Annotated in this window: 13 protein-coding genes and 1 pseudogene; all 14 read left to right on the top strand. The window is 73.7% G+C overall.

The features are described 5' to 3' along the window. The first annotated feature begins 207 nt into the window (after nucleotides 1-207). Nucleotides 208-3,231, top strand: coding sequence for a Na+/H+ antiporter subunit A (locus CIK06_RS07755; RefSeq protein WP_095564254.1), 3,024 nt, complete (start codon nucleotides 208-210; stop codon nucleotides 3,229-3,231). Next, nucleotides 3,228-3,695: a Na(+)/H(+) antiporter subunit C gene (locus CIK06_RS07760; protein WP_095564255.1), complete on the top strand. Its 468-nt coding sequence runs from the start codon at nucleotides 3,228-3,230 to the stop codon at nucleotides 3,693-3,695. The genes CIK06_RS07755 and CIK06_RS07760 overlap by 4 nt, the downstream gene beginning before the upstream one ends. Beyond that, on the top strand, nucleotides 3,692-5,395 hold the full coding sequence (locus tag CIK06_RS07765) for a Na+/H+ antiporter subunit D (RefSeq protein ID WP_095564256.1): 1,704 nt from the start codon (nucleotides 3,692-3,694) through the stop codon (nucleotides 5,393-5,395). Before CIK06_RS07760 ends, CIK06_RS07765 begins: the two co-directional genes overlap by 4 nt. Beyond that, on the top strand, nucleotides 5,392-5,970 hold the full coding sequence (locus CIK06_RS07770; protein WP_095564257.1) for a Na+/H+ antiporter subunit E: 579 nt from the start codon (nucleotides 5,392-5,394) through the stop codon (nucleotides 5,968-5,970). The genes CIK06_RS07765 and CIK06_RS07770 overlap by 4 nt, the downstream gene beginning before the upstream one ends. Continuing rightward, complete coding sequence (locus tag CIK06_RS07775) at nucleotides 5,967-6,227, top strand: monovalent cation/H+ antiporter complex subunit F (RefSeq protein ID WP_232534071.1); 261 nt, start codon at nucleotides 5,967-5,969, stop codon at nucleotides 6,225-6,227. Before CIK06_RS07770 ends, CIK06_RS07775 begins: the two co-directional genes overlap by 4 nt. After that, the gene (mnhG, locus tag CIK06_RS07780) at nucleotides 6,224-6,625 is read left to right on the top strand and encodes a monovalent cation/H(+) antiporter subunit G (protein WP_255408546.1); all 402 of its coding nucleotides are present in this window, start codon (nucleotides 6,224-6,226) and stop codon (nucleotides 6,623-6,625) included. The genes CIK06_RS07775 and mnhG overlap by 4 nt, the downstream gene beginning before the upstream one ends. A 196-nt stretch (nucleotides 6,626-6,821) precedes the next feature. Then, entirely contained in the window at nucleotides 6,822-8,189 is a 1,368-nt protein-coding gene (locus CIK06_RS07785) for a hemolysin family protein (protein ID WP_095564259.1), read from the top strand. Next, nucleotides 8,186-9,250, top strand: a complete 1,065-nt coding sequence (locus tag CIK06_RS07790) for a hemolysin family protein (protein WP_095564260.1) — start codon at nucleotides 8,186-8,188, stop codon at nucleotides 9,248-9,250. The genes CIK06_RS07785 and CIK06_RS07790 overlap by 4 nt, the downstream gene beginning before the upstream one ends. 9 nt (nucleotides 9,251-9,259) lie before the next feature. Beyond that, nucleotides 9,260-10,123 (top strand): sporulation protein, encoded by an 864-nt coding sequence (locus CIK06_RS07795; protein ID WP_095564261.1) that lies wholly within the window; start codon nucleotides 9,260-9,262, stop codon nucleotides 10,121-10,123. A gap of 124 nt (nucleotides 10,124-10,247) precedes the next feature. Beyond that, nucleotides 10,248-10,952, top strand: a complete 705-nt coding sequence (locus CIK06_RS07800; RefSeq protein WP_095564262.1) for a UdgX family uracil-DNA binding protein — start codon at nucleotides 10,248-10,250, stop codon at nucleotides 10,950-10,952. A gap of 82 nt (nucleotides 10,953-11,034) precedes the next feature. Next, entirely contained in the window at nucleotides 11,035-12,177 is a 1,143-nt protein-coding gene (locus CIK06_RS07805; protein WP_095567651.1) for an acyl-CoA dehydrogenase family protein, read from the top strand. A gap of 52 nt (nucleotides 12,178-12,229) precedes the next feature. Then, the gene (locus tag CIK06_RS07810; protein WP_095564263.1) at nucleotides 12,230-13,579 is read left to right on the top strand and encodes an MFS transporter; all 1,350 of its coding nucleotides are present in this window, start codon (nucleotides 12,230-12,232) and stop codon (nucleotides 13,577-13,579) included. A gap of 41 nt (nucleotides 13,580-13,620) precedes the next feature. Beyond that, nucleotides 13,621-13,821: a DUF3046 domain-containing protein gene (locus CIK06_RS07815; protein ID WP_095564264.1), complete on the top strand. Its 201-nt coding sequence runs from the start codon at nucleotides 13,621-13,623 to the stop codon at nucleotides 13,819-13,821. A gap of 180 nt (nucleotides 13,822-14,001) precedes the next feature. After that, nucleotides 14,002-14,616 (top strand): annotated as a pseudogene (gene recA, locus CIK06_RS32100) (recombinase RecA); the annotation flags it as partial.

Here is a 14,616-nt window from a genome sequence, read left to right on the forward strand (position 1 = left end):
TACCCCGTCATTTCTTCATGATCGACGGGTGGGATTTCCGGTTTCGGGTCCGTCGTCGCGCTACCTGCCGTGTGATTCGTCCTAGGGATGGCTCCTGGACCTGTCTGCGGGCTGCGCTGGTCCCGGAACGCCCGCCCGAGGCCCGCCGCGCACCGCACAGGTCCGGAGACACCCCAGGCCGCCCTCCGTCCCCAGATCGGAGCCCGCATGCTCGTCCTGCTGATCCTCCACCTGGCCGCTGCGCTGGTCGCACCGGTGCTCGTGCGGTGGTGGGGGCGGGCCGCCTGCGCGGTGCTGGCACTGGTGCCGGCGGCCACGGCGGGCTGGGCGGTGGCGCGGACCGGCACCTTCCGGGACGGCGGCGAGGCCGTCGAGACGTACCGGTGGATCGCCAGCCTGGGCCTCGACCTGGAGCTACGGGTCGAGGTGCTGTCCTGGGTGCTGCTCCTGCTGGTCGGCGGGGTCGGCGCGCTGGTGCTTGTCTACTGCACCCGGTACTTCCCGTCCGGCGAACCCGAACTCGGCCGGTTCGCGGCGGCGTTCGTGGGGTTCGCCGGCGCCATGACCGGCCTGGTGATGGCCGACAACCTGCTGCTGCTCTACGTCTTCTGGGAGCTGACCAGCATCCTGTCCTTCCTGCTGATCGGGCACAACCCGGGCAAGCGGGCGACCCGGCGGGCCGCGACGCAGGCCCTGGTGGTGACCACCCTGGGCGGGCTGGCCATGCTGGTCGGCTTCATCGTGCTCGGCGAGTCCGCCGGCACGTACCGGTGGTCCTCGATCCTGGCCACCGGCATCCCCGGCGGCGCCACGGCGACCGCCGCCACGCTGCTCATCCTGACCGGCGTGGTCACCAAGTCGGCGATCTTCCCGACCAGTTTCTGGCTGCCGTCGGCGATGGCGGCACCCACCCCGGTCTCGGCGTACCTGCACGCGGCGGCGATGGTCAAGGCCGGGATCTTCCTCGTGGCGCTGCTCGCCCCGGGACTCGCCGAGGCGACGCCCTGGCATCCGGTGCTGTACGCCCTCGGCACCGTCACCATGTTGGGCGGCGGCTGGGCCGCGCTGCGTCAGGTGGACCTCAAGCTGCTGCTGGCCTACGGCACGGTGAGCCAGCTCGGTCTGCTGCTCCTGCTGACCGGCGCCGCCACCCGGGCCGCCGCACTCGCCGGGCTGGTGATGCTGCTGGCGCACGGCCTGTTCAAGTCGACGCTGTTCCTGGTCGCCGGCGCGGTGGACCACGCGGCCGGCACCCGGGACATCAACCTGCTGTCCGGGGTGGGGCGCCGCCGACCGGTACTGGCCGGCATCGCCGTGCTGGCGGCCGCCTCGATGGCCGGCGTGCCACCGCTGCTGGGGTTCGTCGGCAAGGAGGCGGTGGTGCACGCGCTGCTGGACGAGCCGGTGCTGCTGGCCGGCGTGCTGGCCGGCGCGGTGCTGACCGCCGCGTACAGCGTGCGTTTCGTCTGGGGCGCCTTCGGCGACCGACCGGGTCCTCGGGCGACCACCCCGCTGCGCCCGACCCGCGCGGCGCTGATCGTGCCGCCCGCCGTGCTGGCCGCGGCCGGGCTGCTGCTCGGTCCGCTGGCCGGTCCGCTGGGTGTGACGCTGGCGCCGTACCCGGGCCGGTTCGCCGGCGCGCCGTACCAGCTCGTGCTCTGGCCCGGCTGGAACCTGGCGCTCGGGCTGTCCGTGCTGGCCCTGGCCGGCGGGGCGGTGCTGTTCGTGGCGCGTGACCGGGTGGCCTCGCTGGTGGCCCGGGTGCGTCTGCCGGTCCACGGAACCCGGGTCTACCTGCGCGTCACCCACCTGTTGGGCCGGCTGGCGGTCGAGGTGACCGGAGTGACCCAGCGCGGGTCGCTGCCGCAGTACCTCGGCACGATCCTGACCGTGCTGGTGCTGCTGGCCGGCGGGGCGCTGCTGGCCGGTGGCCCGTGGCCGAGCGGCCTGCGCGGCTGGGACGCACCCGGCCAGACCGTCGTGGGTCTGGTGCTGGCGGTGGCGGCCCTGCTCACCGTGCGAGCCCGCCGGCGGATCACCGCCATGGTGCTGGTCGGGGTCACCGGGTACGGCACGGCGCTGCTCTTCATCCTGCACGGCGCCCCGGACCTGGCGCTCACCCAGTTCCTCGTGGAGACCGTCACGATCGTGGTGTACGTGCTGGTGCTGCGCCGGCTGCCGGCGGCCTTCTCGACCCGGCCGCTGCGGCGCAGCCGATGGCTGCGCGGCGGCATCGGCGTGGCGGTCGGGCTGGTGATGTCCGGACTGGCGCTGGCCGCCTCGACCGGCCGCACGGCCCCGTCGATCTCGAACGAATTCCCGGACCTCGCCGTGCAGGGCGGGCACGGCCGCAACGTGGTGAACGTGACGCTCGTCGACATCCGGGCCTGGGACACCATGGGTGAGATCTCGGTCCTGGTCGTGGTCGCCACCGGCGTGGCCAGCCTGATCTTCGTGCGCTCCGCCCGGGGCCGCCGGTCCGGTCGGCGCGATCTGCCGGTGGCGGTCACCCGCGGCCGGGAACGGGTCTGGCTGCGCGGCGGCAGCACGCTGACCAGCCGCCGGCGGTCGATCGTGTTCGAGGTCGTCACCCGGCTGATCTTCCACGTCATCGTGCTGTTCTCGATCTTCCTGGTGTTCGCCGGCCACAACTCGCCGGGCGGCGGTTTCGCCGGCGGGCTTGTCGCGGGGCTGGCGCTCGCCGTCCGCTACCTGGCCGGCGGCCGGTACGAACTCGACGACGCCGCGCCGGTGGATGCCGGTGTGCTGCTCGGCGCCGGCCTGGCCACCTCGGTCGGCTACGGCGCGTTGGCGCTGGTGGCGGGCCGGCCGGCGCTCACCAGCACCCTGGTGGACCTGCACCTGCCGCTGGTCGGCGAGGTGCATCTGGTGACGTCCCTGTTCTTCGACATCGGCGTCTATCTCGTGGTCGTCGGGCTGGTGCTGGACGTGCTGCGCAGCCTGGGCGCGGAGATCGACCGCCAGATCGAGACCGGTGGTGGCCCGGAACTCGTGGGCTCCGCCGCCGGGACCGCGGCCCGCGGCGCGGCGCCCGCGCCGTCCCGCGCCGGAACACCCGCGCCGTCCCGCGCCGGGCGGCCGGCGCCGGGCGGCAGGCGAAGGCCGGCACCGGACGGCGCGGGGCCGCCGCCCGACGGTGCCGGGGCGGCGCGGGACGGTACGGGAGCCGAACGCGGGCTGGTCACCCGGCCCGAGGAGGGGGAGCGATGAGGCCGGCGCTGGTCCTGGTGGTGGTCGTCGGGGTGCTCTTCGGCGCCGGCGTGACGCTGCTGCTGGAACGCAGCCTCACCCGGGTGGTGCTGGGCGTCGTGTTGATGAGCAACGGCATCAACCTGCTGATCCTGCTCGCCGGCCAGGCGGGCGGGGCGCCGCTGATCGGGTTGACCGACCCGGCGACGGTGAGCGACCCGCTGCCGCAGGCCATGGTGCTCACGGCCATCGTGATCAGCTTCGGGATGACCGCCCTGCTGCTCGCCGTGGCGTACCGCAGCTGGCAGGTCCGTGGCGACGACGAGGTCCAGGACGACCCGGAGGACCGGCGCCTGCTCGACCTGATCCGGCGGGACGAGGCGCCCACCCCGGACGTCGGGCCGGACACCCGGGCGTACGACCCGGAGCAGGTCGATCTGGATGCCGCACCGGCGGCACCGCCCCGAAAGGAGTCCCACCTGTGAGCCGGCTCGTCGTGCTTCCGGTCATGCTGCCGCTGCTCGGCGCGGCGCTGACGCTGATCCTCGCCGGTCGACCGCGGGCCCAGCGCACGGTAAGCGTGCTGGTGCTCGCGGCCACCCTGGTGACGGCGGTCCTCCTGCTCTGGGCCGCGATCCGGCACGGCACGCTGGTGGCCGAGATCGGCGGCTGGGCGGCGCCGGCCGGCATCGTCCTGGTCGCCGACCAGTTCGCCACCCTCATGCTGGTGGTCTCGGTGGCCGTCACCCTCGCCGTGCTCTGCTACGCCGTCGGCCAGGGCCAGGCCGGCGACCAGGAGGCACCGGTCTCGGTGTTCCACCCCACCTACCTGGTGCTGACCGCCGGGGTGGCGAACGCGTTCCTCGCCGGTGACCTGTTCAACCTGTTCGTCAGCTTCGAGGTGCTGCTGGCCGCCAGCTACGTACTGATCATGCTGGGCGGGACCGACGCCCGGCTGCGGGTCGGAACGACGTACGTGGTGGTCAGTCTGCTCTCCTCGATGGTGTTCCTGTCCGCGATCGGGCTGGTGTACGCGGCCACCGGGACGGTCAACCTGGCCCAGTTGGTCGGTCGGCTGGACGCCCTGCCCGCGAACCTGCAGATCGCGCTCCAGTCGATGCTGCTGCTCGCCTTCGGGGTGAAGGCGGCCGTCTTCCCGCTCTCGGCCTGGTTGCCGGACAGCTACCCCAGCGCTCCCACCCCGGTCACCGCCGTCTTCGCCGGCCTGCTCACGAAGGTCGGCGTGTACGCGATCATCCGCACCGAGACGCTGCTGTTCCCCGGCCGCCGGGCCGCCGACGTCCTGCTGGTGCTGGCGCTGCTGACCATGCTGGTCGGCATCCTGGGCGCCCTGGTGCAGACGGACATCAAGCGGTTGCTGTCGTTCACCCTGGTCAGTCACATCGGATACCTGCTGTTCGGGGTGGCGCTCACCTCCGTCGCCGGCCTGGCCGGGGCGATCTTCTACGTGCTGCACCACATCACCATCCAGACCACGCTGTTCCTGTCGGCCGGCCTGGTGGAGCGCCGGGTCGGCAGCACCGACCTGAACCGGCTCGGTGGTCTGGCCCGCTCGGCGCCGCTGCTCGGCATCCTGTTCCTGGTGCCGGCGGTCAACCTGGCCGGGATCCCGCCGTTCTCCGGGTTCCTGGGCAAGCTCGGGCTGCTGGAGGCGGGTGCGGCCGAGGGCGGGGTGCTGCCCTGGTCGCTTGTCGCCGCCGGCAGCCTCACCAGCCTGCTCACCCTGTACGCCGTGGTGCGGGTCTGGAACCTCGCCTTCTGGCGGCCGGTGCCGATGGCCGTGTCCGGGTACGCGGAGCCGCCGGAACTGGTCGATCCGGCCGGCCGGGAGATTCAGCCCGGGGCCACCGGAGCGGGGAACGCCGCCAGGCCGCGGTCGGGCGCGAGGCCGGAGTCGGGCGACGGGTCGGGCGACGGGTCGGGGTCGGGCGGTGACCGGACGCCGCGCGGATCCGGACCGGACGGCGGCGACCCGGAGAGGTTGGCCGCGCCCGTGCAACGGGTGCCCCGGATGATGATCGGTGCCACGGCCGCCCTCGTCGCACTGGGTCTCGCGTTCACGGTGCTGGCCGGTCCGCTCTACCGGGTCGCCACCGAGGCGGCCACGGACCTGCGGATGCGGACGCCGTACGTGCAGGCGGTGTTCCCCGGCGGTGCGCCGTGACGCCGCCCGGATCGGTGCCCCGACGCCGCGCCCGCTGGCGCGAGTGGTTGGTCGCGATCGTCGGCCTCACCCTGATCTGGAGTCTCTTCTGGGGCGGCTTCAGTTGGCTGAACACCGTGGGCGGGGTGCTGGTCGCGGTGGCCGTGCTGGTGTTCTACCCGCTGCCGCCGGTCACCTTCGCCGGTCGGGTGCGGCCGCTGCCCGTGCTGGTCTTCGTGCTGCGGTTCCTGGCCGAGCTGGTGGTGGCGAGCGTCCGGCTGGGCGCGGTCGCGCTGCGCCCCGGCCCGCCGCCGCACTCGGCGATCATCGCGGTCCGGCTGCGGGTACCGACCGATCTCAACCTCACCCTGGTGGCCGAGGCGCTGTCGCTGGTGCCCGGCACGCTGATCGTGGACGTCGACCGGCCCGGCGGCACGCTGTTCGTCCACGTCTTCGACGTACGCGGGCGGGAGGACGCGGCGCGCAGCCGGGAGCACGTGCACGAACTGGAGGTACGGCTGGTCCGCGCGGTGGGGTCGCCCGCGGAGCTGGCCGCGGTCCAGACAGATTCCGACGGGAGGAAGGTCGAGCCGTGACTGCATGGGGAATGATCGTGGCGGTGCTGCTGTCCTGCGCCGCTCTGCTGGCGCTGGCCCGGATGGTCCGCGGTCCGGCCGTGTTGGACCGGATCGTCGCGGCCGAGGCGCTGCTGTCGCTGACCGTGGCCGCCATCGGCACCGAGGCGGCCCTGCACCGGCACGCCACCACGCTGCCGATCCTGGTGGTGATCTCGCTGCTCGGATTCGTCGGCTCGGTGGCCGTGGTCCGGTTCGGCGCCGGGGAGGAGGCGTGACCTGGTTGGCGGCACCGGTCGAGGCCGCCGGGGTGGCGCCGCTGCGGGCGCTCGCCGACGTACTCTCGGCGGTCTGTCTGCTCGCGGGCGGGCTGCTCAGCTTCCTCGCCGCCGTGGGCCTGATCCGGTTCCCCGACGTGCTGTCCCGGATCCACGCGGTCACCAAACCGCAGATCCTCGGGGTGCTCCTGGTCCTGGCCGGGGTGGCGCTGCGCCTGCGCTACCCGGCCGACCTGGGCATGATCCTGTTGGTGGCCGTCTTCCAGCTGATCACGGCCCCGGTGGCGGCCCAGATGATCGGCCGGGCCGCGTACCGGTCCGGCAAGGTCCGCCGGGACCTGCTGGACGTGGACGAGGTGGCCATGCCGCCAACCGGGGCAGACCGGACAGCGAGGTAGGTCCCGACCGGTCCGCCCCCCGGTGGTGCCGCCAGTTCCGCACACCATCAGCAAATTCGCAGCTCGGCTGGATAGACTGGCGCCATGATCGACTCCTCTGCCCAGGAGGGCAGCTATAGCCGGCCGGGTCGCACCCGGCACCCGGCCCGGAGGATGAGCGTCGCGGACACCGGACGCGGGGAGCCCTGACCGACCGGTGCTGATCCTGCTCGGTCTCCTGCTGATCCTGTTGTTGACCGCGGCGACGGGTTACTTCGTCGCCCAGGAGTTCGGATACGTCGCCGCGGACCGCGGCCGGCTACGCCAGCTCGCCGACGGCGGCGACCGGGCCGCCACCCGGGCGCTGCAGGTGACCCGGCGGCTGTCCTTCATGCTCTCCGGCGCCCAACTCGGCATCACGGTCACCGGACTGCTGGTCGGCTACGCCGCCCAGCCCTACCTCGGCGAGGGCCTGGCCGACCTGCTCGGGCTGGCCGGCGTACCGGCCGCGCTCAGCCTGCCGCTGTCGGTGGCCCTGGCCCTGCTGCTGGCCACCGTCGTGCAGATGGTGCTGGGCGAGCTGGCGCCGAAGAACCTCGCGATCGTCCGGGCCGAGGCGCTGGCCCGGGCGCTGAGCCGGTCGACGCTGATCTACCTGCGGCTGGCCGGGCCGCTGATCCGGCTCTTCGACCTGGCCGCCACCCGGCTGCTGCGCCGGCTGGGCATCGAGCCCGTCGAGGAACTGCCCAGCGGCGCCAGCCCGGAGGACCTGGAACAGATCATCGCCTCCTCCCGGCAGGAGGGCTACCTCGACCCGGACATGTCCGACCTGCTCGACCGCGGCCTCGACTTCCGCGAACTGTCCGCCGGTGAGGTGATGGTGCCCCGGGTCGACGTCCGGACCATCCGCGCCGACGAGCCGGTCAGCCGGCTGGTCGAACTGCTGGACACCGGCCACTCGCGGTTCCCCGTGCAGGGCGTGGACGTGGACGACCTGGTCGGGGTGGTCGGCATCGCCGACGTGCTCGGCGTACCGCCGGACCGCCGGGCCGACACGCCGGTCTCTGCCGTCGCGGTCCCGCCGCTGCTGGTGCCCGAGAGCCTGCCGCTGCCCACCGTGCTGGACCGGCTGCGGGCCGGGCACCGGCAGCTGGCCTGCGTGGTCGACGAGTACGGCGGATTCGCCGGCGTGATCACGCTGGAGGACATCGCCGAGGAACTGGTCGGACCGATCCGCGACGAGGACGACCCACCGGAACGGTCACCGGTGCGCCAGCCCGACGGTTCCTGGGTGGTGCCGGCCCGCTGGCGGATCGACGAGGTGGCCGACAGCACCGGCATCGAGCTGCCGGAGGCCCCCGAGTACGACACGCTGTCCGGACTGGTGATGCGGGAGCTGGGCCGCATCCCGGAGGTCGGCGACCTGCTGGAGATCGACCTGCCGGCCGAGCTGGACGAGCTGGACGAATCCGAGAAACACCCGCGGGTCCAGGTCGAGGTGCTGGCCGTGGACCGGCACGTCGCCGATTCGGTACGGCTGCGCCGGCACCCCGGCACCGCCGCGCGGACCGAGGTGACCTCGTGAGCCCCGTCTGGGCGTTGGCGCTCGCGGTGCTGCTGCTGGCGCTCAACGGCTTCTTCGTGGCCGCCGAGTTCGCGCTGGTGGCCAGCAAGCGGTACCGGCTGGAGCAGGCCGCCGGCACCGGCAGCCGGGCCGCCCGAGCGGCGCTGGCCGGCAGCCGGGAACTGTCGCTGATGCTGGCCGGGGCGCAGCTCGGGATCACCGTGTGCACGCTGGGCCTCGGTGCGCTGGCCGAGCCGGCCATCGAACGGCTGGTGGCCCCGCTGCTGCACGCGGTGGGCCTGCCGGCCCCGACCGGTCACGTGATCGCGCTGGTGCTGGCGCTGGCCGTGGTGACGTTCCTGCACCTGGTGGTCGGCGAGATGGCCCCGAAGTCCTGGGCGATCACCGATCCCGAGCGCTCGGCGCTGCTGCTGGCCCTGCCGTTCCGGGCCTTCGCCCGGGTGTCCCGGCCGGTGCTGGCCGCGTTGAACTGGCTGGCCAACGGCACGCTGCGGCTGGTGCGGGTGCAGCCGCAGGACCAGTTGGCCCAGGTGCACGGCCCCGGCGAACTCCGGATGCTGCTCGAACAGTCCCGCGAGCACGGCCTGCTGGAGGCCGAGCAGCACCTGATGCTGACCAGCATGCTGGAGTTGCAGGGCACCAGCCTCGCCGACGTGATGGAGCCGCTGGAGCGGATGGTGGTGGTCCGGCCGCGGGACACCGCCGAGCGGATCGAGCAGGTCTCCCGGGACAGCGGGCGGTCCCGGCTGCCGGTGGTCGACGGGCAGGGCCGGGTCACCGGGGTGGTGCACGTGCGGGAGGCGGTCCGGGCCACCACGGCCGGCCGGCGGATCACCGCCGAGCGGTTGATGTCCGCCCCGTTCGCGCTGCCGGTCACCGCCACGGTGACCGAGGCGGTGGCGGCGATGCGGTCCCGGCAGGCGCAGTTGGCCATGGTCACCGGTGCCGGCGGCGCCGCCCGTCCGGTCGGCTTCGTCGCCCTGGAGGACCTGCTGGAGGAGGTCATCGGGGAGTTCGACGACGAGACCGACCCGGTGCCCCGCGGCCGGCGGCTGCGGTAGGGGTGGCGGATGTCGGGCTGGGCGGCGGAGGCGGGCCTGTCGGTGCAGACCGACCTTCTCAACCCGAGCACCCGGCCCGGCCTGCGGTTGCCCGGTCGGGTGAGCCTCGCCGCCACGCTCGGCGCGCTGCGGGTGGACCGGGTGCTGCTCGGCCTGGTGGCCAAGGTGGAGGACGCGGACGGCGGTCAGTCGCTTGTCGAGTTCCACCGGGCCGCGGTGGCCGGTCCGTTCGTCCTGGCCGCCGGGGAGCGCCGGGTGGTGCCGTTCTCGGTGCAGGTGCCGTGGGAGACGCCGTTGACGGTGATCGCCGACAAGGCGCCGCTCAGTCTGCGGATGGGACTGCGTACCGACGTGGTGGTGGGCGTGGACGCGGCGCGCGACGACCTGCGGCCGCTGTTCGTGCACGCCCTGCCGGCGCAGGCGGGGATCCTGGACACCCTCGCCGGCCTCGGCTTCGAGCTGCGGCAGGCGGCGCTGCGCGCCGGCCGGCTGCCCGGGGTACGGCAGGAACTCGGATTTCATCAGGTGGTCGGCTACTGGGCCGCGCCGATGTACGCGGGGCCGATGAACGAGCTTGAGGTGACCCTGCTGACCGACGCGTACGGGGTGGAGGCGATCTTCTGGCTGGACCGGCGGCTCGCGCTCTCCGGCGGCGGGCACACCAGCATCAGCCGGTTCCGGGTCAACCACGCCGGGGCCGACCGGGTCGACTGGCCGAAGGTGCTGGACGGCTGGCTGCGGCGGGCCATCGACCGGCACGCCTCGGCCGCGTCGCAGTACCACGCGCACCCGCACCTGACCGAGTCTCCCCAGGTCAGTCGCCCGCCGGATCCGATCGAGCAGGGCGGCGACCCGGGCGCCACGGCCGGCTGACGGGCCGTGGCCGACCGGCGTACGCCGGCCCGGGTCCGCCGGGCACGGCGACCCGAGGTTGCTGACCGCGGCCCGCGGCGGGGTCGGGTGCGTGCGGCGGCAGCGGCGGGGTAGAACAGTCGCCATGGCCGACACCCGGACCGCGCCCGGCGCGCAGCAGTTCATCCCGCCCGACGCCCAGGACCTGCCCGCGCTGAAGGCCGCCGCGGCCGGCTGCCGGGGCTGTGAGCTGTACGAACCGGCGACCCAGACGGTCTTCGGCCGGGGTGACGCGCATGCTCCGGCGGTCTTCGTGGGCGAGCAGCCGGGCGACGTGGAGGATCAGAAAGGTCTGCCGTTCGTCGGACCGGCCGGGCGCCTGTTGCGGGAGGCCGTCGACGACGCGGGCATCGACCCGAAACACATCTACCTCACCAACGCCGTGAAGCACTTCCGGTTCGAGCTGCGCGGCAGGCGGCGCATCCACCAGACCCCGGACCGGGTGCACATCGTGGCCTGCCGCCCCTGGCTGGTGGCCGAGTTCGGCCGGCTCCGGCCCGCGGTGGTCGTGGTGCTCGGGGCCACCGCCGGCAAGGCGCTGCTCGGCCCGTCGTTCCGGGTCACGCAGGCGCGCGGCCGGCTCATGCCGTGGCCGGACGCCGCGCAGAACCCGGACGACTTCCGGCAGGTGCCGATCGACTCCCGCGGCGAGCGGGCGGACGCGCCGCCGGCCCAGCTGCTGGCCACCATCCACCCGTCCGCCGTGCTGCGCGCCGACAACCGCGACGAGGCGTACGCGGGTCTGGTGGCCGACCTGAAGGTGGCGGCCGGGGTGCTGCGCCGCCGGTGAACCGCCGCTGGTCGGGCCGGTGGTCGGCGTTGCCGGTCGGCGCCGCTGGGCGCGGGCCGGCCCGGGTGCCAGACTGACCGGCATGCAGCAGCATCTCTACGAGCCCGTGCACCAGGAGTTCCGGGAGCTGTGTCGCGAGTTCCTGGCCCGCGAGGCGGTGCCCCGGCACGAGCGGTGGGAGGCCGACGGCATCGTCGAGCGGGACGTCTGGCGGGCCGCGGGGGCGGCCGGGCTGCTCGGCCCCGACGTACCGCAGGAGTACGGCGGCGGTGGCCAGCGGGACTTCCGGTTCAACGCGGTGCTGGTCGAGGAGATCGTCGCGGCGGGCTGCTCGGGACTGGGCTTCGGGCTGCACAACGACGTCGTGGCGCCGTACCTCACCGACCTGACCACCGACCACCAGCGCAAGCGTTGGCTGCCCGGGTTCTGCTCCGGCGAGCTGATCACGGCGATCGCGATGAGCGAGCCGGCCGCCGGCTCGGACCTGGCGGGCATCCGCACCACCGCGGTCCGCGACGGCGACGGCTACGTCCTCAACGGCCAGAAGACCTTCATCACCAACGGCGAACTGGCCGATCTCGTGGTCGTGGTGGCCAAGACGGCACCCGAGCAGGGTGCGCACGGCGTGAGCCTGATCGCCGTGGAGCGGGACACCCCGGGGTTCAGCCGGGGGCGCCGGCTGGCCAAGGTGGGTCTGAAGGCGAACGACACCGCCGAGCTGTTCTTCGACGACTGCCGGGTGCCGGCGGAGAACCTGATCGGCACCGAGAACCACGGCTTCTATCACCTGATGGGCAACCTGCCCCGGGAACGGCTGAGCATCGCGGTCGTGGCGGTGGCCGCGGCCGAGCATCTGCTCGCCACCACCCTGGAGTACGCGCGCAGCCGGCAGGCGTTCGGCCGGCCGATCGGCGCGTTCCAGCACAACCGGTTCCTGCTGGCGGAGCTGGACACCGAGGTCACCATCGCGCGGACGTTCCTGAACCACTGCGTCGCGGAGTTCATCGCCGGCCGGCTGTCGGTCGCCGACGCGGCCAAGGCGAAGTGGTGGACGACCGAGTTGCAGAACAAGGTCGCCGACCGCTGCGTGCAGTTGCACGGCGGGTACGGCTTCATGCTCGAATACCCGGTGGCGCGTGCCTGGCTGGACAGCCGGGTGCAGACGATCTACGGCGGGACGACGGAGATCATGAAGGAGATCATCGGTCGCGGGCTCGGCCTGTGACGCCGGCGGAACTCGGGTGCCGGGACGCCGCCGGGAAGGGTCCGGTCCGCCCATGACGACCGAGGTACCCGCGCCGGTGCGGGTGGGGATCGACGTCGCGCCGATCCGCCGGCGGACGCTCCGGCTGCTGTTCATGACGCAGATCATCGGCGGGATCGGGGTGACCATCGGGGTCACCGTGGGCGCCCTGCTGGCCCGGGACAACGCCGGTACCGCCGTCTCCGGGCTGGCCTCGTCGTGCGCGGTGGTGGGGGCGGCGTTGCTGGCCGTACCGGTCACCCGGGTGATGGCCGGCTACGGCCGCCGGCCGGGGCTGGCGCTGGCGTACCTTTGCGGGGCGGCCGGCGGGTTGCTGGTGGTGGTCGCGGCCGTGCACCACTGGGTGCCGTTGCTGTTCGCCGGGATGCTGCTGTTCGGCGGCGGCAGCGCGGCGAACCTCCAGGCCCGGTACGCCGCCGTCGACCTGGCCGAGCCGGCCCGCCGGGCCCGGCAGCTGTCCCTGGTGGTCTGGGCCACCACCATCGGCGCGGTGGCGGCGCCGAACTTCGCCACGCTTGCCGACGCGACGACCCGCGGGCTCGGGCTGCCCCGGTACGCCGGGCCGTTCGCGTTCAGCGCCGCCGCCTTCGTGCTGGCGGCCGTGCTGCTGCTCGTGCTGCTGCGCCCGGACCCGCTGCTCACGGCCCGCCGGCTGGCGGCGGCCGGCGCCGCCGGTACGGCCGACCCGCCCGGAGCCGGCGCCGCGGGTATCGCGGCCGACCCGCCCGGTACGACGCGCCCGGTTGGCCGGTACGGGCTGCGGGACGCCCTGCGGGTGGTGGCGGCGCGGCCGGACGCCCGGCTCGGGATGGCCGCCGTCGCGGTCGGCCACGTCGTCATGGTCGCGGTGATGACGATGACCCCGGTACGCATCGGCGAGTCGCACGGCGACGCGGACGTGCTGCGGCTGGTCGGCCTGGTGCTGAGCCTGCACATCGCCGGCATGTACGCGCTGTCCCCGCTGGTCGGCTGGTCGGCAGACCGGTTCGGCCGGCGGGCGGTGATCCTCGGCGGCGTGGCCGTGCTGCTGGTCGCGTGTGCGGTGGCCGGCAGCGCCGGGCACGACACGCCCTGGTTGGCTGTCGGCCTGGTCCTGCTGGGCCTCGGCTGGTCCGCGACCATGGTCGCGGGCTCCACGCTGCTGTCCGAGTCGGTGCCCGGGCAGGTGCGGCCGGCCGCCCAGGGGCTGACCGATCTGGTGATGGGGCTGGCCGGCGCGTCGGCCGGCGGGGTCAGCGGGTTTGTCGTGCAGTTCGCCGGCTATCCGGTGCTGACCGCGCTGGCGGCGGTCGCCGCCGTGCCGCTGCTGGCGTTAGCGTTGCGGCGGGTGCCGGCGATGGCCGCGGGTGCCGGAGGCGGGTGACCCACGGACGGCGTCCGGGCGGGTCGGAGGGGAGCGGTGCGGTGCGGTTGACGGATTTCTGGGACCGGCTGGAGGAGGCCTTCGGCCCGGGTTACGCCGCCAGCCTCGCCACCGACCAGGTGCTGTCCCAGTTGTCCGGGCGGACCATCCGGCAGGCCATCGCGGACGGCGAGGAGACGGCGACGGTGTGGCGTGCGGTCTGCGCGGCCTATCCCGACCGGGTGCCCGCGCGACTACGCTGAGCTGCATTTTCACGCGACCCGCGTGTCCGACGCGATCTCGTACACGTGTTCGGCTATTGTCCACGGCGAGGCGCTGTCCACAGGCCACGGCCCGGTCGGTCGTGTTTGTCGTACCCAGCGCCTAGCGTGTCCCGTGTGACGAAAAGTTCGAAGACGCCGGCGAAGGCAGGGGTGGCGACCATGGCGGCAGGACCTGACCGGGAGAAGGCACTCGACCTGGCTCTCGCTCAGATCGACAAGCAGTTCGGCAAGGGGTCGGTGATGCGACTGGGCGAGCGCCCGGTCGTGCAGACCGCCGTCATCCCGACCAGCTCCATCGCGCTCGACGTGGCGCTCGGGGTGGGCGGGCTGCCCCGGGGCCGGGTGGTCGAGATCTACGGCCCGGAGTCCAGCGGTAAGACGACGGTGGCGCTGCACGCGGTGGCCAACGCCCAGCGGGCCGGCGGCATCGCGGCCTTCATCGACGCCGAGCACGCGCTCGACCCGGAGTACGCCCGGGCGCTCGGGGTGGACACGGATGCCCTGCTGGTCTCCCAGCCGGACACCGGCGAGCAGGCGCTGGAGATCGCCGACATGCTGGTCCGCTCCGGCGCGCTGGACATCATCGTGATCGACTCGGTGGCCGCCCTGGTGCCGCGCGCCGAGATCGAGGGCGAGATGGGCGACAGCCACGTGGGCCTCCAGGCCCGGCTGATGAGCCAGGCGCTCCGCAAGATCACCGGTGTGCTCAACAACACCGGCACGACCGCGATCTTCATCAACCAGCTCCGCGAGAAGATCGGTGTGATGTTCGGC

This window comes from Plantactinospora sp. KBS50 (genome assembly GCF_002285795.1).
Lineage (GTDB): Bacteria > Actinomycetota > Actinomycetes > Mycobacteriales > Micromonosporaceae > KBS50.

Excerpts from the sequence above, each read along its gene's own strand:
- CIK06_RS07760 (WP_095564255.1), top strand. The coding sequence starts at position 3,228 with ATGAGGCCGGCGCTGGTCCTGGTGGTGGTCGTCGGGGTGCTCTTCGGC.
- CIK06_RS07805 (WP_095567651.1), top strand. The coding sequence starts at position 11,035 with ATGCAGCAGCATCTCTACGAGCCCGTGCACCAGGAGTTCCGGGAGCTG.
- CIK06_RS07755 (WP_095564254.1), top strand. The coding sequence starts at position 208 with ATGCTCGTCCTGCTGATCCTCCACCTGGCCGCTGCGCTGGTCGCACCG.
- CIK06_RS07795 (WP_095564261.1), top strand. The coding sequence starts at position 9,260 with ATGTCGGGCTGGGCGGCGGAGGCGGGCCTGTCGGTGCAGACCGACCTT.
- CIK06_RS07800 (WP_095564262.1), top strand. The coding sequence starts at position 10,248 with ATGGCCGACACCCGGACCGCGCCCGGCGCGCAGCAGTTCATCCCGCCC.
- CIK06_RS07810 (WP_095564263.1), top strand. The coding sequence starts at position 12,230 with ATGACGACCGAGGTACCCGCGCCGGTGCGGGTGGGGATCGACGTCGCG.